This is a genomic window from Paenibacillus sp. 22594, assembly GCF_052044425.1.
GTDB lineage: Bacteria > Bacillota > Bacilli > Paenibacillales > Paenibacillaceae > Paenibacillus_AQ.
The window spans coordinates 1,238,872-1,262,346 of sequence record NZ_JBQENA010000001.1; the positions used below are offsets into that span (position 1 = coordinate 1,238,872).

Genomic DNA, 23,475 nt, shown 5'->3' on the forward strand with positions numbered 1-23,475 from the left:
AATAGTCATTCGAGAATGATCATTCTAGTTTAGGCAAACAAGACTTTGTTAGACCTTACTTGCACTAGTATAACAATTATAGAACGATCAGTAAAGAATTATTTTGCTTTTAGAATCATTTGACCCCAGGTATGTGTGATGAAATCCGGAGCGAACTTCATGGAAAAGCGCATAATCTTAGTAAAACCTGCGTTCACTCGTAGTTTGTTTTTTTCCATCCCTTTAATCCCCGACTTAACAAGCTTGGCTAACGGCAAAGAGATCATCTTATTCATAAACCCTTCATTATACGTGTCTGTGAGATTGGTTTCGGAAATAACGGGTGGGCAAAGTTCCATCACATGAATATTTTTTCCTTTGGCACGGATTTGCTCGCGTAATGCATCGCTGAACATGTGGACGCCAGCCTTCGTTGCAGAATAAGTCGGTGCGTTAGCAACTGTAATATTAGCAAGTAATGAGCTGACGTTAACAATCATTGCCTCCTGCTGTTTGGCTAACAGTGGCAATAAAGCCTTAGTGACATAGATTGTGCCGTTTAAGTTTGTGGTGATTTCTGCGGTAAGGCGCTCATAGGTGATACTTTCATCAAATAAGTCAAATTCGTGCATTATACCAGCATTATTAAAAACAATATCCAGTTTTGGATAGTGTATAGCGAGTTCTTTGGCAAGCTGCTCAACACTTGAGGGATCACTAACGTCTGCAGCCAGCCCAATGAGACCGGGATTGTTTTTTACTGCCTTGTCGATGCGCTCTTGTGAACGCCCCGCAATGATCACGGTATTTCCCATCTCAAGAAAACGTTTAGCAAAAGCAAAGCCAATCCCGGATGTCCCGCCTGTCACCAATATCGTTCTATTTACTAATTTCATTCTTCATCATCTACTTTCAATATGACTTTTCCTTGGCTATGCCCAGTCGCAATCTTAGCAATCGCGGCATTCACTTGGTCAAAGGGATACTCGGAATCAATCACCGGCTTAATGTTTGTTTTTTCAAGATACGGTGTGAAAGCTGCTAATTGCTGACCATTCGGCTGCACGTATAAGAAGTCATAACTTTTCTTTTGCCATTTGGCAATCCCATCAAAAGGTGCTCCCAGTAAACTAAAGAGGATTTTCTTCGCCGTTGTCAAGTCTGCGCGTTGATTAGCGAAACGGGCATTGGGACCAGCGTTTAACGACAGTAATTTGCCACCGGGCTTCAGTATCTTCATTTGTTTACTAAATTCGCCTGCGCCGCGGGTATCAATAACGTAATCATAGCCTGTCAGTAAATCAATATAGTCCTGCGTTGCATAGTCGATAAACTCATCTGCCCTGAGTCGCTCCGCCAAGGCACGTGCTGATCCACTGCCACTAACAGTTACAAACAGTCCTTGTGACTTCGCGTAAGGAACGGCAATCTGACCAAATCCCCCCGTACCGCCGGGGATAAATAATTTACCGCCTTGCCGGGCATCTACAATAGCTAGCGCCTGGACGATCGTCAAAGCAGACAATGGCACGGCCGCTGCTTCTTTAAAGGAAAGATTGGCTGGCATCTTAGCCACAATCGCCGCATCCACTGCTACATATTCGGCAAACGCCCCCATCTTATCCAGCGGTGGCATGGTGTACACCTGATCCCCTACCTTAAAATCCAAGACACTGGCGCCTACTTCGATTACAACTCCAACAAGCTCGTTGCCCAGAGTCAACGGAAAGTCGTAATGATCAAACAACTTCACTTTGCCTGTAATCGCCAAGACAAGGTGTGGATCAACACCAGCTGCCTTAGTCTTGATTAAAATCTGAGTTGATGTGATTGATGGAACAGCAACTGTGTTGATTTGTGTGGCCAGTATTTTGGAATACCGAGAAATTTGTGCAGCCTTCATTGGGTTCTCTCCTTAAAAACGGATGATCACTTTTCCTTTGGGATGACCTGTAGCCACAAAATTCAGTGCTTCGTTAATATCTTCAATGTGGAATTCTGTCGGGTCCACCGCTGGAACAATCCCGTTATTTTCAATGATCTTCGTAATTTTTTTTAACTGTTCGCCATCACTGCGCACAAAAATAAAATGATATTGAACTCTCTTTTTCTTCGCTTTGTAATCATACTTTGCCCCGGCAATGGTGAAGAGCTTTTGCTTCCAGCCTGACAAGCCTATATCTTCGGCAAAACGTTTGTTAGGACCCGTACGCAGAGAAAGAAGTCGTCCGCCTGCTTTAATAATTGAAAGTTCATGATCAAATTCGCTTGGTCCCAAGGTATCCATCACATAATCCACACCACGAAGCTGTTCCCAATAGTTCTCCGTCGTGTAATCAATATATTGGTCTGCTCCAGCCGCTATCGTCCGTTCACGTGCTTGCGGGTTTCCGCTAACAATGACCTTAAGCCCCATGCTTTTGGCGATAGGAATGGCCATTTGGCCAAATGAACCCGAACCCCCGGGGATAAACACGCTTTCACCAGCTTTTGCAGCTAATTCTTCATGTAATCCTTGATAGGCAGTCAAGCCTGTTAATGGCGCAGCAGCACCGGTCACAAAATCCAAATTAGCGGGTAAGTGCCCGATAGCATCTGCACTAATCGCCGCGTACTCTGCAAAAGCACCGATTTTATGTAGTGGCAGGCGTGAATAAATGGCATCACCCACTTTATATTCATGGACGTTCTTACCGACCTTCTCAATAACACCCGTCAGCTCGTTACCAAGTACCAGTGGAAACTCATAATCCTGGATCAGCTTCACGCTTCCGGTAGCGATAAGCAATTCCAAATGATTAACCGCTGCTGCCTTCACCTTGACCAAGACTTCGTTAGCACTTATTTCCGGAACTGGAATATCGTTGACTTCTACTTTGAACTTTTTTGAATATTTAGTGATCCGTGCTGCTTTCATAATGGATGGTCTCCTTTGCACTGAAAAATAAGTAACATTTATTGGTTTTTGTAACTTGCACAACAAGCATAAACCCACAGGTTACAAAAGTCAACAATTGTTACTTACTATTGTATATGATAAAATACAGGCAGGTGGACAAACAATGATTAAGGAATTTATTGAAGAAGAAAGGGTTGGCAGCAAAATGGCTAAAATCACACAAGAGCTCATTATTGAAACAGCCGAGGCATTAATGGAGCGCACGGAAAAATCCGAAGTGACGCTCTCCCAAATTGCAGATGAATTAAGTATCACCCACGCAGCGCTCTATAAACACTTTAAGAATAAGCAAGAGCTCTGGGCAGCCGTCTCTAAGAACTGGTTCAACCGGATGATTTCAGAACAAATCCAAATCGATATGACTAATTCGGCTAGTCCAAAGGAATTGCTCTATGATTGGCTCTGGGCCTTTGCGAATGCCAAAAAACGCGCCTATAACGATAATCCCAAGATGTTCGCCCTGAATACGCAATACGTTGATAGCAATCCACTGGTACTGCGCGACGTTCTATGGGATTCCTACCAGATTATTGACGGCTTCATGGACTATCACGATCCCCACTTAGAAAGAGCAGAGGCGATTCTATCCGCATTTGCGGTATTTAGCCTCCCATCCTTCAAAGAATCCTGGAATTACCCAGACTACCAAGACAGATTCGAGCGGATATGGAATTTGATCAAACAGGGGCTGTGAATCCAAAAAAACCGCTCTTTTATAGAAGCTATATTTACAAAAATAAACACACCGGCATACAATGACGGTGTGTGTGAAGTAGTTCCTAAATGAACCATTAGATATTATTTGAAAGTGTTGGCGGCTTGCCCATCCAGCAGGATGATCAAGATAGCATTCCCTTCCGCATCATAGGCTGTTGATACCAGTTGTTTGGCTTTAAGAGCTTCCCCCGAGAGCGAATTCAACTTTATTGTAGATCCTTCCACAAGTTGCTTCACTTCTGTATCGTAGTAATACTCCATATATTTCTCACTACTCTCAAACGCATATTTCTCTCCATATAACTCTTTAATATTCGCTTTCGTCATGCCGGTTTCAGCTCCCCGGGCAGTTCTATATGTCCCCTGCGATTCTCTTTTCAGCGTTATGGCTACGGCCTTATCATCCCTGTAGAGCACGCTTACTCCAGATTCATATGTATACGAATTGGTAATCCCTACACTTCCGGTCCCTAGCACCTTCTCCGCATCCTTGCGGCGCATGCCGTAGCTGACCCTTTCTTTGCTGTTATCTACTTTGTAGATGGCCATATCCTGCTCCGAGAACGTATCTGGCTCCAACTTGGCGGCCTTGGAATTACTGGCCCCTGAACTGCTGCTGCAACCTGCCAGTACAAAAAGTAGAAGAGTTGATGTCAATAAGATATAAATCTTTTTAAAACCCAATGATTTTCCTCCTCTGGTTTATTATTCAATTATATTAACACAGCGTATGTTAACCAACCAAGCGTCTGACTACTATCGATCTTTTCGTTGTTATCCCTAGCTTGGGACAAGAACTTTTATTCATTACAACAAAAAAGCCGCCAAAATGGCGACTTATATAGTGAGAATGAGCACCTAAACTGCTCAGAACACCTTCTTCTTATCCCTATCCTCAATAATGATCTGCACCGATTCCTGGAACCTCAGCGCATGCACAATCTCCCGCTCCCGCAGGAACTTCAGGCTGTCCTGTAGGTCTACGTCATCGGTCATGTCGATCAGCCACTGGTATGTAGCCCGGGCCTTTTCTTCGGCGGCAATGTCCTCGTAGAGATCGGCCAGTGGATCCCCTTTGGCCTGGATATACGTTGCTGTCCACGGGACTCCCGCTGCATTCTGGTAGAACAGCGCATGATCCCGTGTTGCATAGTTCGGACCCAGTCCGGCGGCTTCCAGTTGATCTATGGTGGCATCCTTGGTCAGCTTGTAGATCATTGTTGCGATCATCTCGAGGTGGGCAAATTCTTCGGTTGAGATATCCGTCAGCACACCTATTACTTTGTCCGGAATGGCATACCGCTGATTCATATACCGCAGCGCAGCCGCCAGTTCCCCGTCCGCTCCCCCGTACTGCTCCATTAGATAACGCGCCATCCGTACGTCGCATTTGCTGACACGTACCGGATATTGCAGCTTTTTCTCATATATCCACATTTGGGAACTATCCCTCCTCAAAGTTTTGTGAGCATATACCTCCTTGAATCCGCTTCGTACAAAACTCACTTCGGAAGCATACGCTTGGTTTGGTCTCACTACGAAAGCACCAGCCAGCTAGACCTGCCAGGGCCAGGGGGTCTGGTTCCATTCCCATGGACATTTCGAATAGGCGCGGCCGAAGTTCTGCAGCGGACCGTACAGCTCCTGGAACTGGTTCGCCAGCCGGGTACGCTCTTGGGTCAACTGGTTGAACTGTTCGATAGCTTTTAAATCCTCAAGATGAGTATCCAAATATAGATTCAGCTCCACCAATGCAAAATCGAGTACCTGCAGCTGCTCCAGCATCTCATAGTATCGCGGTTCGCAAGGACTTGCTTCCATGTCTACTTGCCTCCTTTGCTCTTGGATTCATACGGGCTGAACAGAGCAGGCCAAAGTGTACCTGCTTTTAGGGCTTCGGGCAAGGTAAACTGCGGCAAGTTAGGCGGCTGGAAATTGATAAATTGATTCGGGGGTACCACATAAGTCTTGAATGGCACCGGCGGGCAAGGATCAAACGGGCCACGGTACGGTGTCCATACGCGTTCCTGGGGATTCATACTTTTCTCCTCCTCTGTTTACTTTCAGCTTCTTACCGGAGTAAACACAGTACTTTGTAATAAATCTATGACCCACAGCCAGCCAGTAGACCAAGGAAAGTTCTTATCCGCTTAAGCCGAAACGGCCATCAGATATAGAATTACGCAAAAAAGTGTCCCAAGAACCGCTAAATGGTCCTTGGGACACTTTGCCCACTGCTATCTACTTTATTTTTTCACAAGCTCTACAGGTCTCTCATATTCCAATGGACCTGTTCTCCATTGACCCCGACGTCCAGTCTGTGGCTGCCGCAGATCAATGCGAGGGTTACCGTCTGCTCCGTGCGATTCAGATCCAACCGTTCAAGCCGCCACTCTTTTCCATCTGCCGGGAGCTTCAAATCTTGAGGCAGCACGACCGCCGCTATTCCCGAGCTTTCCCCGGTCACCAGCTTGGCAGCGAGGCTCATACTTTCCTGCTTGGAGCCGTAAATCTCCGATACCCAGCTTGGTATCAGATCTATCTGCGGATGCTCCGGCTGTGAGTCCTGCCCACAGGCTGCCCAAAAGATCTGCATTCTAAGCGCATTGGCGGGATAATCAATCTTCACCGCCGGATAAAGCTCTTCGTTCACAGTCCCAGAGACTGCCGCATCCGGGTGAAGCTGAAAACGCTGTTCCACCTCATGTCTTCCCTCGCCTTCCAGCCAGTCGATAATCAGCAGCAGAGGTACGCTTTTCCCCATCAGCAGCCACCGGCGGTGCAGCAGCGGCTGCTCCAGCCGCATATAGCCATTATGCGAAGCATCGATGAAGTCATAATCCTCTGTGCTCACCCGGCGGTGGGTCTGGCATTCAGCCAAGGGTTGGCCCCATTGCTGTGTTGATACATACGGTGTCTGATCCAGCCCATCCACCAGAACCGTGTTATGTGCGGAGGTGCTTTTGAAATAATGCCTCCACTCACCTTCCTCATAGGTGTACCTTCCGGGATCGGCGAAGATCAGCTGCCGCTTGTAGTACCACTCCAGATTAAGTGCGTCGGCATGGCCATGTGCGCCTCCCATCGGCGCCGCATCGAAGAAGAGATATTGATTCGTGTCCCTCAGCATATAGTATCCGGTCTGCGGAAAGGCCTGGCTACCCGCTTCCACCTGCATGTTCTGCTGTAATTCGGCATACCGTTTATATTTCTCAGCACCGAACAGCCACAGAAACTCAGAACTGACGGCACCTTGAGCAATTAAATCGTCATCCTCCAGTATAGCTCCGAGAAAGGCGACCCGTTCTCTTCCATTACTGACCCAATCCGAGTCTCCGATCGCTGTGGAGCGGTGATCCGGGCGGATCATCGCCAGCGAGAAGGAAGCCATCCGCCGCAGCTGGGTTCCATACGTTTCTGGAAAAGGGTACCCGGCAAGCTTCCCCAGCAGATAAGGCGTACCGAACATCTCAATACTGGCATCATGGTAGTGGGTGGTCAGCTCGGATTGCACCCCTTCCGGGCCAATCTGATGATGCTGACACAGCTCCAATCGCTCCATGGCGAGCTGGCGCCAATACGGTGCCCGTTCGTTGCGGTCAAGGAATTCGGCGATCATGGACAGGCCCTGCATATGCATTATGGCGTGATTGATCTCCGTCCCGCCCAGATAACGGGTCAGATACTCTGCATGCTGCTCCAGAGCGGCATGCAGCTCCGAGACAAATGCCGCATCAAGCAGCTCACTGGTTTGCATATAAGCGTAAGCCGAAATCCAGGATTGCACCCGCAGGCCGGTTTCCAGCAGCCGCCACGGACCTGGCAGCTGGAAGTATACCGCTTCTTCGTAAGGCAGTCCCGGAGGTGGATTCTGTGTGCACCATCCCCGGAAATGCTGGATATAGCTCAGGACGTATTTCTCGTCCTTTGTCAGCAGGTAGGCTTTGCCCAGGTCGAGCATATGCCAGTGCCGGTTAATGCCCCAGATGAACTCGGGATCCTTCGAGGGATTATAGAGCCAGTCAACCTGCTCCCCCATATGGATCCAGGTCGAGAGATCATTCGTGTACGGAATCATCAGCTCATTGGCGCAGGCATGGTCCGCGATGAGTAATGAGGCATCAGCAAGCGCCGGATATTCCTCACGGTATAGCCGGGCAGCTTGCTCCAGCTCTTTATGGGTTAGATAATAAGTACTCATTATTCGTTCGATAGCTTCCCTTGCAGGTTGACTGAACTGAAGCTTGGATCTGCCTGAATGGTTGTCAAGCCTGACTCACGGGCTTTCTTGAGTGCTTCGTTGTAGCGGGTGTTCAGATCCGTAACTACCTTGTCCACGTCGCCGCCGGCAAGGACGAATTTGGAGAATTCCTCCGCCCACTTGGAACCTTCCACCTGGCTCTCTGTAGCAACCGTAGGATTTGCAGGATAGAGAGCATCGTATTTTTTCGGAAGAAAGCCTTCAATACCCTTGATCTCCGGTTTCTTACCTTTCTCCAGCACTGCAGGGATCAAAGATACGCCATAACCATTCTCGTAATAAGCCGTCTGAAGATCCAGGCTGTAGACATACTCCATGAATTTCCAGGCTGCATCCTTATGTGCAGAGTCATTGCTGATGCCGATGTAGGAACCGCCTACGATTTGTACAGCGCCCTTGATGGTTCCATCTTCCGTTGGAGGCTGTGCAGCCGCCCAATTGATCTCTGTCGGGAACTGTTCTTTGTAGACACCCGGTTCACCGGAGTGATTGAAGTACATGCCGATTTTACCCTGGGCGAATTGCGCACGCAGCGGGTCAATGTCGAGACTCTCCACGCCTGGAAGCATGCTGCCGTCCTCCATCATCTGGCGAAGCGCAAGGGCCGCTCCCTTATACATGCTGAAATCAAATTCACCTGTAACATAATTGAAGCCGTCCACACCTACTGTTGTGCTTGCAGGCGCAATGGTATTAGCTGGCCGGAAGAAGCCGCTTGAGCCTTTGAACGGACTTGCAAAACCGTAGATGCCCTTGCTCTTGCCCATTTCGGTGATTTTCTTGGCATCAGCCACCAGCTCGTCCAGCGTTGTCGGCGGATTCGCAATACCGGCCTCCTTGAACAGATCCTGGTTGTAAATCAGCCGCCAGGTCTGTCCGGTATTCGGCAATGTATATATCTTTCCGTCGATTTCGTTCTTATGGTCAATCAAAGTCGTTTCAAAGGTCTTCTTCATCTCAGCGCTCATATAATCATTGATCGGAGTCAGGTACCCTTTCTTGACATACGTCTGAAAATCGTCAATTTGCAGCACATCGGGGGCCTGCTTACTGGCAAAAGCAATGTCGACAGCCTGCGGATAGTTATCGCCCATTACGCTCATTTCAACTTCAATATTATCGGTGTTCGTCTTGTTGAACTCATCCACCTTCGCCTGCATGAATTCTGCATCATGCCGGTCAGGTGTCCAGTAGACAACTTTCGTCTTTGATGATGCGGACGCTCCTGCCGAATCCGTTTTCTCATTTTTCGTACTATTCGTCGATGAACAAGCGACCAAAGCCAATGTAAGAAGAGTATTCCCTGCTATTGCCAACCATTTCTTTTGCATTTTCAATCCCCCCGGTTATTAGTTTGGGATGGTATTGATGATCCCTTGCTAATAGGATACAAGGTGCGATATGACATGTGAGTATGGTATATCAACTGCGGTAGAGTGGGAAATTCATCTTTTCTTCGGGTTCATATCATCAAAATACTGCTGACGGAAGGTGGAAGGCGTAACTCCGCAGTGTTTTTTGAACATCTCACTGAAATAGGGACGGTCCTCATAACCGAGCTTCGCGGAGATCAGCTGCACCTGAATTCCCTCCATCAGCCATTCCTTTGCCTTCTCAATACGCACATTGGCAATGTAGCTGGCAAGCGTCATGGACGTCTCTTTCTTGAACAGGTTGGCCAGATAGCTTGGACTGATATGCACCGCCTTGGCGCAGCTGTTGACGGTCAGATTCATATTCAAATTCTGCTCAATATACAGCTTGACTTGTGTAATGAGCTGGGAATAATTCTTAAGCTGCCGGCTCTGTATCAGATCACAGGAGAATTCGCAGAAATCTGCCAAGGCCTGCATCCATTCCGCGTAATTCTGCCGCTGCCGGCTCTGAATTTGCGACATTTTCGCCTCAAGCTCCACATGCTGCTCATCCTTAACAAGTTCCAGCATCGTTCTGTAAATGGTTGAGATCAAGGTCTGGAACAGTTGAATGATTGCTGCCGGGTCCGGCACTCCGGCCTGCAGAATCCACATCAGGAAGATTTCATCCAGTCTCTGGCGCATCTGCTCCTTGCTGCCGCTGCGGAGTGCGTACAGCAGATCCCGCTCCTTCTCGGGAGAGTACCGCGGCACAGGGCACTCCAGATCAAGTCTGGCGTAGCTGTGCACACTGGCGCCAGTGCTGTAGAAGCCGTATTCCAGTGCCTTCTCCGCTTCCTGGTACGCCCTCTGCATGGCGGAAGGCTCTTGTTTGACCAGACTGATTCCAACAGATACAGGATACAGGCATAAGCCTTTCAAGGAATTCTCGCATTGCTCCCACAGCCGCTCTCCCTCATCAACAGCCGTACTCCGGATCAGCGCTACCAGGCGATGTCCATTTTGCTGCAGCAGAATAGAAGGAACCGCCGCGCCAAGCAGCGCCTCTATCTGCGTTCTGTCAGCTTCCTCCCAGATGAACCTGTTTGAATAAGCTTCCGATCCTAACGGCTCTCTGCCCGAATGGTACTCCGCTTCCAGGATCAGTACCTGGTAGGAAGGCAGCAGGTCGCCTATACCGAATTCACTCCATTGCTCAAGCGGGTTCATCCCAACACTTTGGTGCAGAAGACTGCGAAGATACTCATCGCGGAGGTGGTGCTTGCTTCTAAGCACTTCCTGTTCCAGACGAAGCAGCTTGTCCTCCTTTTCCCGTTCCAGCTCAATCGATTTGCTGACCTTGATCACACTCTGCAGCACCTGTTTCCGCGTAAAAGGCTTCAGCAAATAATCAGCGGCACCAAGACGCACCGCTTCCTGGGCATAGTCAAAATTATTGAAGCCGCTCATAAAAATCACCCGGGTCGGTAGCTCCTCCCTCACGATCTCGCGGATCATGTCGCAGCCTCCCAATTTGGGCATGCAAATATCAGTAAGGACGATATCGGGCCGAAGCTCCCGGATCATTTGAAGACCCTTTTCACCATCTCCTGCCGTTCCGATCACTTCTATTCCATGCTCTGCCCAAGGGATCTGATAAGCCACACCGCTCACTACCATTTGGATATCATCCATTACGCACATTGTCAGAACACTCATGAACACTCCTCCTAGTGTAATGGGATTGTTATTACAACCATAGTCTCCATCTGTGGAACGCTTGAGAAGCGGAGCGAAGCCCGGTCTCCGTAATTCAGCTGCAATCGGCTGAAGATATTGTACAAGGCATAGCTGGAGTGTCCTTCGAATTGCTGCTCCACCTGGCTATTCAGCTTGTCCGCATCCATCCCGCGGCCGTTGTCCTTAACCCGCAGCTCTAGAGCGTCCCCGGCACGCAGTGCTTCGATGATAATATGACCCGGCTCGTCCATATCCTTGAAGCCGTGCAGGATCGAATTCTCGACAAGCGGCTGCAGCAGAATCTTCAGGACAGGAGCCTGAAGCAGACCAGGGTCATCCGGCACCTGAATCGAATAGGTGAACAGGTTATCATAACACTGCTGCTGCAGCAGCATATACTGCTCCGCATGGTCCAGCTCTTGCCGGAGTGTGGTCATTTCATGTCCGTTGTTCAGGCCCAGCCGGAACAGCAAGGATAGCGAGACGATCATTTCTCCTACCTGCTCACTCCGTCCGCTCTCGCTTTTCCATAGAATGGTATTCAGCGTGTTATATAGAAAATGAGGATTGATCTGAGCCTGAAGCGCTTTGATCTCGAACTTCAGCTTCTCCTCCTCCGAAATCTTGATCTCCTCAATCAGATTCTCAATCTGTGCCAGCATCCGGTTGAACCGAAGCCCAATCACGCCCACCTCATCCTCATACTTGCTCTCAAACCGTACCTCCAGATCGTTATTTTCGACCCGGAGCATCAGATTGTAGAGTTTATGCAGCGGTTTCAGCAGCAGCTTGGACAGGAAGCTGGAGAACATCAGCGCTACAGCCATGCACACGATCATGATAACTAGGATCAGCCAGCGGATTTGCCGCATAGGCCCCAGCAGGTCCCCCTTGGTCTGGACACTTACCAGCATCCAGTCCTTACTCACGCCAAGCGCTGAGAAGTTGATCAGCTGTTCATCCTCCCTGTTGGCATAAGTGAAGGCCCCCTGGTCCTTTTCACCGATATTCTTCAGAAATGGTGCATCCTTGAATTCGTCAAGCGCGGGATAGGAGGTAGGAATGACAGGGGTACCATCTCGTTTTAGCAAAAAAAGCCTAATCTGATCATCGATCAAATTCTGCTCAATCACATTGCGGATATAGTCTTCTTTATAATTCACCATCAGGTACACGCCAGGCAGGCTGTAATTATTCAAGGTATTGCGCAAAGGACGCAGAATGAGGGATACCACACGTTTCTCCCCCTGAAAGAGGGTATCCTCATGTCCTGTCACCCAGTGCACATTCCAGGAGTCGTCCTTCAGCTCCTCCTGGTATAGCAGATTAAATCTTCCCCGGCTAATCACCGTATCCTTGGTAGCATAGAACTCCCCGACAGGTGTAACAAGCAGCGTCGATTCTACGGCCGGCTCGACCTGCCGCAGCTGTTCGAAGGGTGTCTGAAGCAGGGAAAGATTCTGGTAAAAGTGTTCGGTATTTTCGTTTCGCACATCCGACATAACCTTGCCGTAGGTTTCACTCATCATCATGGAATACGGGGATACGATCATATGCCGCATACTCTCATCCAGTGCCTGCACCGATTTGTTCAGCATGGTCTGCTTCAGCTTCAGCGAGTTCTCCTCAATTACATCCGCAGCAAAATTATATGAGAATAGCCCGGTCGCGCTGATGCACAGAAAGGTAAGCAATACATAAAGAATCTGAATGCGGTTCTTGAGCGACAGCTTGTAGAAGCTCCACTTCATCCTTCATCATCCTTTTACGGCACCGAGTGTAACCTGCATAAAAGATTTGTTCGCGAACAGATAGACGGCCAGGAGCGGCAAAATGGAAATGCAGGCTCCTGCCAGCATCAGCTGGGATTCGGAGGCCGCGCCGATGCCGTATCTCAGATTCGCCAGTCCCACCGGCAGCGTCTGCAGCGCAGGATTGCTCAGCGTGAACACCAACGGCAGAATATATTCGTTCCATGAATTCTGGAACACACTGAGCCCCGCGACCGCAAGCGCTGGCCGAAGCAATGGGAGAATAATTCTCCAGAACACCGCCGAGGGCCTGCAGCCGTCGATCCAAGCCGCCTCATCCAGCTCGCGCGGAATATTCTTCAGAAAGCCAATCATCATAAAATAAGTCGCAGCATGGGCACTTATTAGAATAAGAATGACGCCCCAGAGTGATTTTTGCAAGCCCAGTTGGACCATTAGATCGAATTGCGGGCGCAATACCACCGCACCAATTGAAATGAACAAGGTGCTCGCCAAAAGACCTGTATATATTTTTTTCCCCGGAAATGAAGCCCGGTCCACGGCATACGCCGCCATCGCGGCCACAAGCAGCGAGCCGATCGTCGTCATCGTGCTGACAAACAGGCTGTTCCAGGTAAAACGCGAGAAGTTCGCCGTCTTCCAGGCTGTCGCATAGTTGCCAAACTCCCAGGTAGCCGGCAGCACCGTAGCGCCAGTAGTCAGCTCCAGGTTCGTCTTCAGCGAGCCGAAGATCACGACAACAATGGGAAACAAGGTGATTGCGGCACTGACAAGAAGGAAGACCCACAGGATGGTTTTCCCCAGTAATTTCCGTACCATAGATTAATCCTCCCCGGCTTAAGATATGTTGCTCATTTTTTTGGAGAAATAGAAGTAAATCATCGTTACCACACCGACAATAAGCGCTGTTGCAAAGCCTACCGCACTACCGTACCCCAACTGCTGCTGGGTCTGTACTTCCGGCGATATCGGGAACAGAAGCTTGAACAGATACAGATACATCACCTCAGTCTTGTTGTACGGTCCCCCTTGGGTAAGCACCATGATACTCTCATAGCCCTTCAGGGAAATCGTAATTGCAAGCATAATGATCATCTGCATTACGGGTCCCAAAAGCGGAATCGTAATACTCCACAGCTTTCTGGCTTCGGTTGCCCCATCTATGGAAGCAGCTTCATACAGATCCTCCGGTATTCCCTGAAGTCCGGCGAGGAACAGTAACATATAGTTTCCGACGGCACCCCAGATAGCAATCATGATAGTAGTCAGCATAGCGTATTTAGGACCCAGCCAGCTCACCGGCTCGCCGATCACGTGATATTTCAGCAGGAACTGGTTAAGCACGCCATTGTAAGAATTGAAAATGATGAAGAACACGATGGACATGACCGATGCACTAAAGACCGTAGGCAAATAGTAAATGCCCCGGAGCAGCGTCCGCCCTCTGATTTTCCGGTTCAGAATGAACGCAAAGATCAGCGACAACGGAATCGTGACTACCAATTTGCCTACGGCATAGATCCCGGTATTCCCCACTGAATTCCAGAACTCCCCATCCCTCATCAGACGGGAAAAGTTGTCAAGCCCGATATACACCGGCTCCCCATAGCCCTGATAGTTGTAAAACATATACCGCAGAGCCCAGAGAAGTGGATATACGCCCAGTACCAATGTCAGCAGCAGGCTTGGAAAAATAAAAATATACGCGGTCCTTTTGCTCATCTTGCAATCCCCCTCTTTATTCCTTGAGAAAAGTATATAAGAGGGAAGAACTCTGGCGAGATAGGCGTATCAACTTTATCATGTAGGGTATTGTTACTTTGATTTGCAAATGAAAAGGGATACAAATTATATTCATCGGAATGTGTGTGATTAAACATAACATAGAGACAAGGAACTGAAGATTGCCGGACAATAAAAAAAGGCCCCTGATTTATCAGGGAACCTTACTTCCAGTCAGAACAATCAAGTACCCCAGACATGCCTGGGCTGTTAATTCGCCTGTTACAGGCCTTCCTCATCTTCCCCAGCCTCATCGTCATCCACTGCCAACGGTGTTTCACGGTGGATGTTGATTCTGGTAATCCGCAGACGCGTAGATTCTTCCACCTCAAAGGTAACATCGTCAACGATTACCCGCTTGCCTTTGGAAGGATTGCCCTCCAGCTCCTTAAACAGCCAGCCCCCGATCGAATCCACTTCATCGTCTTCGATCACTACACCCGTAAGGTCATTTACATCCTCGATCAGCATCCGGCCTTCTACAGAGAGGTAGTCTCCGTTGCGTTCTACACTTGGACGTTCATCCTCGAACTCATCATGCAGGTCGCCTACAATCTCTTCTAGGATTTCTTCGGCTGTGAGCAGTCCGGCTGTCCCGCCATATTCGTCCACCACCAGCGTAAGCTGGGCCTTGTTCTTCTGCATAAGCCGCAGCACATGGCTGATCTCCATGGATTCCGGTACATTAAGGATAGGGCGGACCAGCGAAGCCAGATCATTCTGCTGTGCTGCCTCTGCAAACAACAGGTCGGTGATATGAATGAAGCCGATGATCCGGTCCTTGTCCTCAAAAGCCACCGGATAGCGGGAATGCTTCGTTTCCGTAATAATCCGCATATTTTCTTCCAAAGAAAGATTGCTGTATAACACATCCATATCCGTGCGCGGGAGCATGACCTCACGGGCCAGCAGATCGGAGAATTCAAAGATGTTGTCCATCAGCTTCATCTCATCCTTATCGATGACCCCGCTTTTGGCACTTTGATTCATCAGGATACGGATTTCTTCTTCCGAGTGAGCCGCCTCCGCCTCACTGGCCGGCTCTACACCCACCAGCCTCAGGAGCGCATTGGCCGAAGCGTTCAGCACCCAGATAAACGGCAGAAACACATTATAAAAGAACATCAGCGGTGCGGACAGCAGCAACGCGGAGCCTTCTGTTTTTTGAATGGCCAGGGACTTCGGTGCAAGCTCCCCCAGCACAATATGTAAAAACGTAATGATCGAGAACCCGACAATCACGGACACTGTGGAGATCAGAGTATGGTCAGTAACACCAATCTGAACCATCAGCGGCTCGACGAGCAATTCGGAAATGGCCGGTTCCCCGACCCAACCCAGCCCCAGCGAGGCTAGTGTAATCCCGAACTGGGTAGCCGACAGATAGGAGTCCAGTTTTTTGTTAACCTTCAGCGCATACCCGGCCATCTTATTGCCTTCACTGACCAGCTGCGTAAGGCGCGACTGCCTCACCTTCACAAGCGAGAACTCGGCTGCCACAAAGATGCCGTTCAACAATACGAGCACCAGAACCAGCAAAAGATTGAGCAGCAATCTCCCTACTTCAAATTCCGCATGCACTATAACAACGCCTCATTTCTACAGAGTGATCGCTTTTCTTGTTTTGAAATCAACCTTCGGATAATACATATCGGCTACGAGAAGATTGGGACCACAGCAGCCGGCTTCATCACAGTGGCAATTCACCTTCTGATTGAGCGGGTGTTTCATCTGCCACTCGCTAAAGATATCATCCAGCTTGCCGCTGCCAATGTTGCCAAAGGCGGAAATATCGGCAAAATCCGTCACAAACACATCCCCTGTGAACAAATTGACATTCACCCGGTTTCTGCCGTCCGGATCATTGCGCAAGGTAACGTTTTTCTCCTCCCGCAATCGGCGGAGAAGCTTCTGGTCTTCTTCCAGAAAGCTGCAGGCAAAGAAAGGAAGCGTGCCGAACAGCATCCACATTTCGGGATTGCGGTGGTCCAGCAGATCATGGATCGCTGCCCCCATTTCCTTCAGGGACAGCACAGGGAGCTTCGATGCAAAGCTGGACGCGTACATCGGATGTACCTCATGCCGCCTTGCCCCCATCTCGCCAATCAGCTTATGAATGGCCGGCAGCTTATTATGCGTCCGGTAATTGATCATTGATTCCGCTGATATCAGCATACCGTCATTACTGAGCCGGCGGGAATTTTCCAGCATAGTGTCATAGAGCCGGTAAGCCGCTTCCTTAGAAACCGGATGGCCGCTGTTCGCGAAGCCCACCTCATGGAAGTCATCTCCATTCACATAGTTGAAAGAGATATGCATGACATCCAGGTACGGCAGCAGCTGCTCATAACGGGAGTAAGGCATAGTGAGATTGGAATTGATCTGTGAACGGATGCCCCGTTCACGGGCATATTTGAGCAGCGGCACGATGATATTCTCCACAGTACTGGCGCGGAACATCGGCTCGCCGCCTGTAATACTGATCGTCTGCAGATGTTCAACCTCTTCCAGACGGTCCAGCATATTTTTCAGCGGCAGCATTTCTCCTTCTCTGGTGGCTAGGCTGTCGCCAACTGCGCAATGCTCACAGCGCATGTTGCACAGATTGGTCACCGTCATCTCCACACTGGTCAGCACATGACGCCCATGCTGGCGGAGTGAAGTGATCGGGTCCCAGGGATCGTAGCTTGGCGACAGCTCCCGTATTGGTGATGAAGATGGCTCTAATATACTCATTTTCATGGTGCTCCTTCGATGCGTATTCCTTATTATTAACCCAAAAGAAGTGAAAAAGAACGGTAACTTAACCTATATCATACCACGACTTTGCAAAAAACTGCAGAAAGGGCTTAACACAAGCCGCTTATGCCCCCATCTGTAAAATAAAAAAGCGGGACGGCAACGATGCTCCGCACTCATGCGGCCTGCCCGTTTCCTGTCCTCGCTTCGAACCGGGACTCAGGTGGTTCTCACCACAGCCCCGTCTTCATCGGTCACATCCACAATTACTACAGAAAGCTTGCTGCCCAAATTAAGCTCAAACGGAACGACCGGTTCACCTTCAGGTCCGTTCAGCACACGCACAACCGGTCTGTGCGGCGTTGACGGGTCAATTTTGACTACGACACCGCTCTCCCCCGTACTAAGCTTGACGGTTAATCCAAGCGGATAGATGGCCACACGGTCTCTGAACAGCTCGAGCTGCTTCTGTTCATACAGTGTTCCTGACCCTACATACAGCGCTTCTACCGCCTGATGTGGCAGCATGGCTTTCTTGTAGATCCGGTTCGAGGTCATCGCATCATACGAGTCTGCAACGCCGAGCCACTTAGCATATTCATGAATTTGCGGACCGGTCAACCCGCGCGGATACCCCGAGCCGTCGATACGCTCATGGTGCTGCAGTGCGCAGTGCGCTGCAAGCAGCGGGATATTCGGCTCTTCCTTGAGAATCCGGTAGCCGATCTCCGTATGAGCCTGCATGTGCCGGAACTCCTCGTCGCTGAGCATGCCGGCCTTCTGCACGATTTTGACGGGAATTTGCGTTTTGCCGATATCATGTAGCAGCGCACCCAGTCCAATAACCCGCAGTTCTTCCCTGCTGTAGCCGTAAGCAATTCCAAGCACCAGCGTGTACAGGCATACATTCAGAGAGTGAGCATACAGGTAGTTGTCGGCTGTGTGCATATCAAGGAGCATAATCATGGGATCCTCCTGCGTAGCCAAATCATCCAGAATGGAATCCATCACTTTGGAGAATTTCTTATCCAGATGATAAAAGCCCTTGGTAATGCCGGAAGCTCCTGACATCTTCTGGAACTGGTTCCTGACGACCTTGAGCGCCTGATTGCGTGTCTCGTCCTGCAGCATGCCGGTAATCTCAACATCTTCCGTGAGGGAATCCTCTATATAGATATAGCCGATGTCAATCTTGGCCAGACGCTTGATCAATGCATCAGTAAGCTCTACTCCATCCGCAAGGAGAACCAGCCCTTCATCATTATATATTTTTTTACCCAGCTTCATTCCCGCCTGAAGCCGATTCACGGATACTAGACGCACCTTGGCTCACTCCTGCCTTTAACGGTAAATTGCTATTCTGTTTCAAAATCCCCAGGTGACTCTCTGTGTATATACCGTTACCTTTAGCGATTAGTCAAGAGCTTGTGAATTAACGCATAATAAACAGCCAGAAGACAGCTGCCAGAATAAAGCGGTAGATCGCGAAATGGGTCGGTCTAATCTTCTGGATCATCTTCATGAATGCCACGACAACCACATATGCGACTGCAAATGAAATCACAAACCCGATCGCGAAATCCATAATCGTATCTTTCGTGAAATATTGATAGGAATCGAGCAGCTCATAACCTGATGCCGCACACATAATCGGGATTGCAATCAGGAACGAAAAGTCCGCTGAAGCCTTATAGCTGACCCCACTCAGCATACCGCCCGAGATGGTTGAGCCGGAGCGTGAAAATCCCGGCCACAGTACGGAAATAATCTGATAGAGACCTATGGCCAGCGCCTGGCCGTAAGATAAATCATCCAGCTCGTGAGCCGTGATCCGGATCTTCCGCCGATTCACCCATTCCGCAACAATCATCAGAATCCCGCCGGCGACAAGCGCCCAGAGTACTGTGGGGGCTCCAAAGAGACTTTTGATGAAGTCACGGGCTATGAAAGCTACCGCAAGCGCCGGTACAATTCCTAGAAGGACATGGATCAGATTCAGTCTGGAGGCCGGCATGACTCCGCCTCTGCCTGTGCGGCGACGCCCGATGCCCAACAAGTTCAAAATCCGCTGGCGGTACACCAGCGCAATAGCCAAAATCGCTCCGAGCTGAATGACAATCTCATACGTCTTCATAATCGGTGACTGCTCATCAAATCCGAGCAGCTTGGTTGTTAAAATCATGTGTCCCGTAGATGATACCGGGATAAATTCTGTTATTCCTTCTACAATTGCCAGAATAATTGCTGTAATAGTATCCATATAATCCTCCTGATCTTAAGAAAATGAAACCTAATGCGGCCACTGTTCCTAGTACTCATACATAGTAAAGTCAATACCTATACAGACCTATTCTCCCAGCGGAGAGACTCGCTTTCTTCAAGGCTTCCCGGACGCTGCAGTTCCATCCGCAGCAAATCCCTCAGGAAATGAGGCAACAGATACAACGGTTCCGTTCCGTTTGCAATGCTCTCATAGCCTGTGCGGAACGTGAACATATCCAGTGTTCCTACCGAATAAATGGCATCGTCATCCAGCGGTTCCCCGGCAACAAAAACGGCAATACCGTTATCATAAGGCATGACTCTTGGATCGTACAGGATTTTTAATCCATCCACAGCAAGGCTGCCCAGTACTTTCCCCCGGAATCCGTAGCCGAAAATTGCCTTGGTCCGGTACTCTTCTGTAAGGCTCTGCTCAAGAGCACTACGAATATCCTCTCCCTTAAGCTGAACAACACAGGCATTAATCGGAGAGGGACACAGCGCATGCAGTATCCCTGCAGTAATGTTGCCTGCCGGTAGAGATTCAAGCAGTTGCCCGCTGTTGACCAGTGATATCGGTGCTCCTGTATATCGTCTTACAGCCTGCGCCAGAAGGTTGCCAAATGGGGATTCCCCCTGCGTATCCAGCGCAAGCTCGCGGTCGGTGATGGCTACTGTCTCGTTAAGAACCTCCCGCCCATGCTGTAAATGCAGCGCCGCAGCAGGGAGTATCACATCCTCGGTAAGCGATGGGTCTACAGGGAAACATTGGCCGCTTGCCAGCTCAAAGGGGTTACCGGCAGACGCCCGCTCAAAAATAAGCCGTCCCACATAACGGCCGAACTTACCGGCACCGCAGACCGCAGTTCCGTTAATAATCTGCGGCGTCTCCAGCATATGATGGGTATGGCCGCCAAGAATGGCATGAACCCCCTTCAGTTGCTCGGCCAGCCGCCTATCTGCCGGAAGCCCCAGATGGGACAGAATAATCAGAAGATCTACCTGCGGAGCCAGCAGTTCACATTGTTCACGAAGCGCCTTCTCCGGATCCAGGGCCTCCCAGCCCAGCAGCGAATAAAAAGAGGCAAATGCAGCGGTAGCTCCCGTAACCCCTATCTTGATACCATCTTTCTCCAGGATCGCATGGCGCTTCATCCAGCCGGGAGGCTCTCCGGTAGAGCTCTCCAGAATGTTGCAGCATACCACCGGACACTGGATGCCTGCATACAGGACAGAGAGCATCTCCCGGGGAAAGGTCAGCCCTTCATTGTTGCCTATAGTTATGGCATCGTAACCGGTCAGGTTAATCATATCGATATTCGCCTGACCCATGGTCCCCTCGGTCTCCACAGAAAACCGGTCCATGTGATCGCCAATATCCATTAACAGCACAGGCTCGTCCCCTGCTATTGCCTTCAGCTTGGCTATTTCAGCAGCAACGGGGCTCATCATTTCAAAGTGGCTATGTATATCATTGGTGTGAATCAGAACCAACCTCTGCACGGCTCGCTCCATACGCTTCTTTTCCCTCCCACCTGTAAAGCCGTTTTATGATTAGCGGCAGGCTTGTAATCTTATAGTGCATAGCATAACATTTTCAGATTCAATATGGTATATTGGAATCATTATTGAAAGTCCACTAACCCTACATTCCGAGGTGAATCAAGCATGCATGTGTCCATTCGTCTGTTCGCTGGTCTGGCCGAAATCATCGGCTCCTCCTCGCTGGACTTCCATTCCCATGAGGTTCCGCTTACTGCCGGAAGACTCAAAGAACTGCTCTCTGCCTCCTATCCGGATGCAGCCCCGCAGATCAAAGTGTCCCTGGTTGCCATTGACCATGAGTATGCTCCGGAGGTCTCCGTCATTTCCGAAGCTTCCGAGGTAGCGCTTATCCCTCCTGTGTCCGGGGGAGAACCGGCTGAAGAGGACCTGGAGACACCGGACGGACGGTTTAGCATAACGGGCCAGCCCCTGAACGGAGAAGCTCTGCTGAACAAAGTGCTGGATGAAGGTCACGGTGCCTCCCTGCTCTTCGTCGGCACAACCCGTGAGATGACCGGCACCCAGCGCACAACAGCATTGTACTATGAAGCATATGTCCCCATGGCCCTCTCCAAGTTGCAGGAAATCGGCAAGGAGGTCGAGGAGAAGTGGGATGCCCGCTGTGCGATTGCACACCGAACCGGGCTTGTAGGCCTTAAGGAAGCAAGCGTGATGATCGCTGTATCTGCCCCACACCGTGATACCTGTTATGAGGCGAGCCGGTATGCCATTGAGAAGCTGAAAGCAATAGTACCCGTTTGGAAAAAAGACATTGGCGACTCCGGAGAACAGTGGCTTGGAGCGGATTCCAATGCTATGAAATACCGCACTCTGTAACGCCCAGAATAACTTTTCCACCTATTGAATAATCTTAACTTTGTTGCTATGCTGGAAAAAAATAACTATAGTAAGGTGGCATAGTCATTGAGAGTACACGTGACGGATCTGAAACCGGGAGATTCCCTCCGGATGGATACCTTTAGCTCAAAAGGGCTGCATGTATTGCCCAAAGGAACACATCTCCAAATAGAAGAGATCGCTAAACTGATGCAGCTTGGAGTAGATTACGTTGATATCGAATCCATTCAGGAAGATCCGGCGCCTTCCATCAGATCATCTGTCATCCAGGCAGCTTCCAGTAATTTCGATACCATGATTGACGGTTTTGAATCGGTGTATATGGAAGCGTTAACCAAGGGAAGCTTCAATCAAACGGTGGTGGATGACATCCTTCAGCCTTCGCTGAATTCCTTGGACAAACACAAGGATGTGGTATCCTTACTGTTACTGCTTGACCGGGAAGACAATTATACTTATAACCACTCGTTGCAGGTGGGCATGCTTTCTTATTATATAGCAACATGGCTTGGATATCCGAAGAAGGAATGTTATGAAATCGGCCGGGCAGGCTATCTCATCGATATCGGCAAATGCCGGATTTCTCCAGACATTCTGAACAAGCCCGGCAAGCTGACTGCGGCAGAATTTGACGAAGTCAAACTACATACGATTTATGGTTATGAAATAATCCGCAATTCCATGGATGACCCCAGCACCGCCCTTGTGGCACTTCAGCATCATGAACGTGAAGACGGTACCGGGTATCCTCATCAGTTGACCAAAGATGATATTCACCCTTATTCCCAGATTGCCGCTGTGGCCGACATCTACAGCGCCATGACCTCTCACCGGATATATCAATCTAAGCAGGAACTGATTTCCGTTCTTCGTGAGATCAACACCCTCAGCTTCGGTAAGCTGAACGGAAAACCGGTACAAGCCTTTATCCAGCATTTGATGCCCAATTTCATTGGCAAACATGTGCTGCTGAATACAGGGGACATGGGTGTGATCATCATGAACAATCCGCTCGACGTCTTCCGTCCGCTCGTGCAGAGCGGAGGCAAATTTCTGGACCTGGCCCGCGAACGCAAGATTACAGTGGTGGAGATTTATATGGAATAGGAGGCAATCCCTCCCCAAACGGTTTTCTGATCCCTCCCAAGCCCTCCTTTAGCCAAGGGATGCTCCAAGGGTTCCACCCTTTGGGCACCAGGAGCTCGGTGGAGCTCTGCTGCTGTAGCGGACGGAAGGATTGTTCGGCGCATTGGTCCGCATTGAAACTCCCTGCTTTGCTATACAAAGCAGGGAGTTTCAATGCTATACTGCGTAACCAGCACCCTTGGGATCAGGAATAAACTAATTGTGTCCTGGATTTACAGAGTATGTATTCAGTTATCCGGCCTGGGTGTAGGCTCAGGTGGAAAAAGTGAACTTAAATTACAGCTTCCAGCTTCCCAGCAAGTTTAGTTGGAGAAAGGATACCTAATTCGACCGATTTCCGTCGTTTTGGGTGAATTCTCT

At 49.5% G+C, this 23,475-nt stretch carries 21 protein-coding genes; 3 read left to right on the forward strand and 18 right to left on the reverse strand.

The features are described from left to right. Positions 1-98 precede the first annotated feature (98 nt). The 3 genes from ACTJKB_RS05685 to ACTJKB_RS05695 are packed head-to-tail and all read right to left on the reverse strand — an operon-like array spanning position 99 to position 2,896. On the reverse strand, positions 99-875 hold the full coding sequence (locus ACTJKB_RS05685) for an SDR family oxidoreductase (RefSeq protein ID WP_440832359.1): 777 nt from the start codon (positions 873-875) through the stop codon (positions 99-101). Further along, entirely contained in the window at positions 872-1,882 is a 1,011-nt protein-coding gene (locus tag ACTJKB_RS05690) for an NADP-dependent oxidoreductase (RefSeq protein WP_440832360.1), read from the reverse strand. Before ACTJKB_RS05690 ends, ACTJKB_RS05685 begins: the two co-directional genes overlap by 4 nt. 12 nt (positions 1,883-1,894) lie before the next feature. Next, a complete protein-coding gene (locus tag ACTJKB_RS05695) occupies positions 1,895-2,896 on the reverse strand; it encodes an NADP-dependent oxidoreductase (protein ID WP_440832362.1) in 1,002 nt (333 codons plus the stop codon). Positions 2,897-3,041: 145 nt separating this feature from the next. On the opposite strand from ACTJKB_RS05695, the gene ACTJKB_RS05700 reads away from it, so the two are divergent. Next, positions 3,042-3,632, forward strand: a complete 591-nt coding sequence (locus tag ACTJKB_RS05700; protein WP_440832363.1) for a TetR/AcrR family transcriptional regulator — start codon at positions 3,042-3,044, stop codon at positions 3,630-3,632. A gap of 104 nt (positions 3,633-3,736) precedes the next feature. On the opposite strand, the gene ACTJKB_RS05705 is transcribed toward ACTJKB_RS05700, so the two are convergent. The 15 genes from ACTJKB_RS05705 to ACTJKB_RS05775 form a co-directional block, all read right to left on the reverse strand. Further along, positions 3,737-4,339 carry a hypothetical protein gene (locus tag ACTJKB_RS05705; protein ID WP_440832364.1) on the reverse strand — a complete coding sequence of 201 codons (603 nt, stop codon included), beginning with the start codon at positions 4,337-4,339 and terminating at the stop codon, positions 3,737-3,739. 183 nt (positions 4,340-4,522) lie between these two features. Continuing rightward, positions 4,523-5,092, reverse strand: a complete 570-nt coding sequence (locus ACTJKB_RS05710) for a manganese catalase family protein (protein ID WP_440832365.1) — start codon at positions 5,090-5,092, stop codon at positions 4,523-4,525. A gap of 117 nt (positions 5,093-5,209) precedes the next feature. Then, a complete protein-coding gene (locus ACTJKB_RS05715; RefSeq protein ID WP_074109765.1) occupies positions 5,210-5,476 on the reverse strand; it encodes a spore coat protein CotJB in 267 nt (88 codons plus the stop codon). 2 nt (positions 5,477-5,478) lie between these two features. After that, entirely contained in the window at positions 5,479-5,694 is a 216-nt protein-coding gene (locus ACTJKB_RS05720; protein WP_074109764.1) for a spore coat associated protein CotJA, read from the reverse strand. Between the two features lie 224 nt (positions 5,695-5,918). Then, a complete protein-coding gene (locus ACTJKB_RS05725; RefSeq protein WP_440832367.1) occupies positions 5,919-7,856 on the reverse strand; it encodes an alginate lyase family protein in 1,938 nt (645 codons plus the stop codon). Then, on the reverse strand, positions 7,856-9,247 hold the full coding sequence (locus tag ACTJKB_RS05730) for an ABC transporter substrate-binding protein (protein WP_440832369.1): 1,392 nt from the start codon (positions 9,245-9,247) through the stop codon (positions 7,856-7,858). The genes ACTJKB_RS05725 and ACTJKB_RS05730 overlap by 1 nt, the downstream gene beginning before the upstream one ends. 114 nt (positions 9,248-9,361) lie before the next feature. Next, entirely contained in the window at positions 9,362-10,990 is a 1,629-nt protein-coding gene (locus tag ACTJKB_RS05735; protein WP_440832371.1) for a response regulator, read from the reverse strand. An 11-nt stretch (positions 10,991-11,001) separates the two neighbouring features. Further along, positions 11,002-12,762, reverse strand: a complete 1,761-nt coding sequence (locus ACTJKB_RS05740) for a cache domain-containing sensor histidine kinase (protein ID WP_440832373.1) — start codon at positions 12,760-12,762, stop codon at positions 11,002-11,004. Between the two features lie 6 nt (positions 12,763-12,768). Further along, a complete protein-coding gene (locus ACTJKB_RS05745) occupies positions 12,769-13,602 on the reverse strand; it encodes a carbohydrate ABC transporter permease (protein ID WP_440832375.1) in 834 nt (277 codons plus the stop codon). A gap of 18 nt (positions 13,603-13,620) precedes the next feature. Next, on the reverse strand, positions 13,621-14,505 hold the full coding sequence (locus ACTJKB_RS05750; RefSeq protein ID WP_440832377.1) for a carbohydrate ABC transporter permease: 885 nt from the start codon (positions 14,503-14,505) through the stop codon (positions 13,621-13,623). Positions 14,506-14,787: 282 nt separating this feature from the next. Next, positions 14,788-16,146 carry a hemolysin family protein gene (locus ACTJKB_RS05755; RefSeq protein ID WP_440832379.1) on the reverse strand — a complete coding sequence of 453 codons (1,359 nt, stop codon included), beginning with the start codon at positions 16,144-16,146 and terminating at the stop codon, positions 14,788-14,790. 18 nt (positions 16,147-16,164) lie between these two features. Further along, positions 16,165-17,301, reverse strand: coding sequence for a radical SAM/CxCxxxxC motif protein YfkAB (yfkAB, locus tag ACTJKB_RS05760; RefSeq protein ID WP_440832381.1), 1,137 nt, complete (start codon positions 17,299-17,301; stop codon positions 16,165-16,167). Positions 17,302-17,523: 222 nt separating this feature from the next. Beyond that, positions 17,524-18,627: an HD-GYP domain-containing protein gene (locus tag ACTJKB_RS05765; RefSeq protein ID WP_440832383.1), complete on the reverse strand. Its 1,104-nt coding sequence runs from the start codon at positions 18,625-18,627 to the stop codon at positions 17,524-17,526. A gap of 109 nt (positions 18,628-18,736) precedes the next feature. Beyond that, the gene (locus ACTJKB_RS05770) at positions 18,737-19,564 is read right to left on the reverse strand and encodes an undecaprenyl-diphosphate phosphatase (RefSeq protein ID WP_440832385.1); all 828 of its coding nucleotides are present in this window, start codon (positions 19,562-19,564) and stop codon (positions 18,737-18,739) included. A 77-nt stretch (positions 19,565-19,641) separates the two neighbouring features. Beyond that, entirely contained in the window at positions 19,642-21,081 is a 1,440-nt protein-coding gene (locus tag ACTJKB_RS05775) for a bifunctional metallophosphatase/5'-nucleotidase (protein ID WP_440832387.1), read from the reverse strand. A gap of 153 nt (positions 21,082-21,234) precedes the next feature. On the opposite strand from ACTJKB_RS05775, the gene ACTJKB_RS05780 reads away from it, so the two are divergent. Together ACTJKB_RS05780 and ACTJKB_RS05785 are read left to right on the forward strand one after the other, a co-directional pair. Further along, a complete protein-coding gene (locus ACTJKB_RS05780; protein WP_440832389.1) occupies positions 21,235-21,948 on the forward strand; it encodes a molybdenum cofactor biosynthesis protein in 714 nt (237 codons plus the stop codon). Positions 21,949-22,035: 87 nt separating this feature from the next. Beyond that, positions 22,036-23,076 (forward strand): HD-GYP domain-containing protein, encoded by a 1,041-nt coding sequence (locus ACTJKB_RS05785; protein ID WP_440832391.1) that lies wholly within the window; start codon positions 22,036-22,038, stop codon positions 23,074-23,076. Positions 23,077-23,475: the final 399 nt, after the last annotated feature.

Excerpts from the sequence above, each read along its gene's own strand:
- ACTJKB_RS05685 (WP_440832359.1), bottom strand. The coding sequence starts at position 875 with ATGAAATTAGTAAATAGAACGATATTGGTGACAGGCGGGACATCCGGG.
- ACTJKB_RS05690 (WP_440832360.1), bottom strand. The coding sequence starts at position 1,882 with ATGAAGGCTGCACAAATTTCTCGGTATTCCAAAATACTGGCCACACAA.
- ACTJKB_RS05695 (WP_440832362.1), bottom strand. The coding sequence starts at position 2,896 with ATGAAAGCAGCACGGATCACTAAATATTCAAAAAAGTTCAAAGTAGAA.
- ACTJKB_RS05700 (WP_440832363.1), top strand. The coding sequence starts at position 3,042 with ATGATTAAGGAATTTATTGAAGAAGAAAGGGTTGGCAGCAAAATGGCT.
- ACTJKB_RS05710 (WP_440832365.1), bottom strand. The coding sequence starts at position 5,092 with ATGTGGATATATGAGAAAAAGCTGCAATATCCGGTACGTGTCAGCAAA.
- ACTJKB_RS05715 (WP_074109765.1), bottom strand. The coding sequence starts at position 5,476 with ATGGAAGCAAGTCCTTGCGAACCGCGATACTATGAGATGCTGGAGCAG.
- ACTJKB_RS05720 (WP_074109764.1), bottom strand. The coding sequence starts at position 5,694 with ATGAATCCCCAGGAACGCGTATGGACACCGTACCGTGGCCCGTTTGAT.
- ACTJKB_RS05725 (WP_440832367.1), bottom strand. The coding sequence starts at position 7,856 with ATGAGTACTTATTATCTAACCCATAAAGAGCTGGAGCAAGCTGCCCGG.
- ACTJKB_RS05730 (WP_440832369.1), bottom strand. The coding sequence starts at position 9,247 with ATGCAAAAGAAATGGTTGGCAATAGCAGGGAATACTCTTCTTACATTG.
- ACTJKB_RS05735 (WP_440832371.1), bottom strand. The coding sequence starts at position 10,990 with ATGAGTGTTCTGACAATGTGCGTAATGGATGATATCCAAATGGTAGTG.
- ACTJKB_RS05740 (WP_440832373.1), bottom strand. The coding sequence starts at position 12,762 with ATGAAGTGGAGCTTCTACAAGCTGTCGCTCAAGAACCGCATTCAGATT.
- ACTJKB_RS05745 (WP_440832375.1), bottom strand. The coding sequence starts at position 13,602 with ATGGTACGGAAATTACTGGGGAAAACCATCCTGTGGGTCTTCCTTCTT.
- ACTJKB_RS05750 (WP_440832377.1), bottom strand. The coding sequence starts at position 14,505 with ATGAGCAAAAGGACCGCGTATATTTTTATTTTTCCAAGCCTGCTGCTG.
- yfkAB (WP_440832381.1), bottom strand. The coding sequence starts at position 17,301 with ATGAGTATATTAGAGCCATCTTCATCACCAATACGGGAGCTGTCGCCA.
- ACTJKB_RS05770 (WP_440832385.1), bottom strand. The coding sequence starts at position 19,564 with ATGGATACTATTACAGCAATTATTCTGGCAATTGTAGAAGGAATAACA.
- ACTJKB_RS05775 (WP_440832387.1), bottom strand. The coding sequence starts at position 21,081 with ATGGAGCGAGCCGTGCAGAGGTTGGTTCTGATTCACACCAATGATATA.
- ACTJKB_RS05780 (WP_440832389.1), top strand. The coding sequence starts at position 21,235 with ATGCATGTGTCCATTCGTCTGTTCGCTGGTCTGGCCGAAATCATCGGC.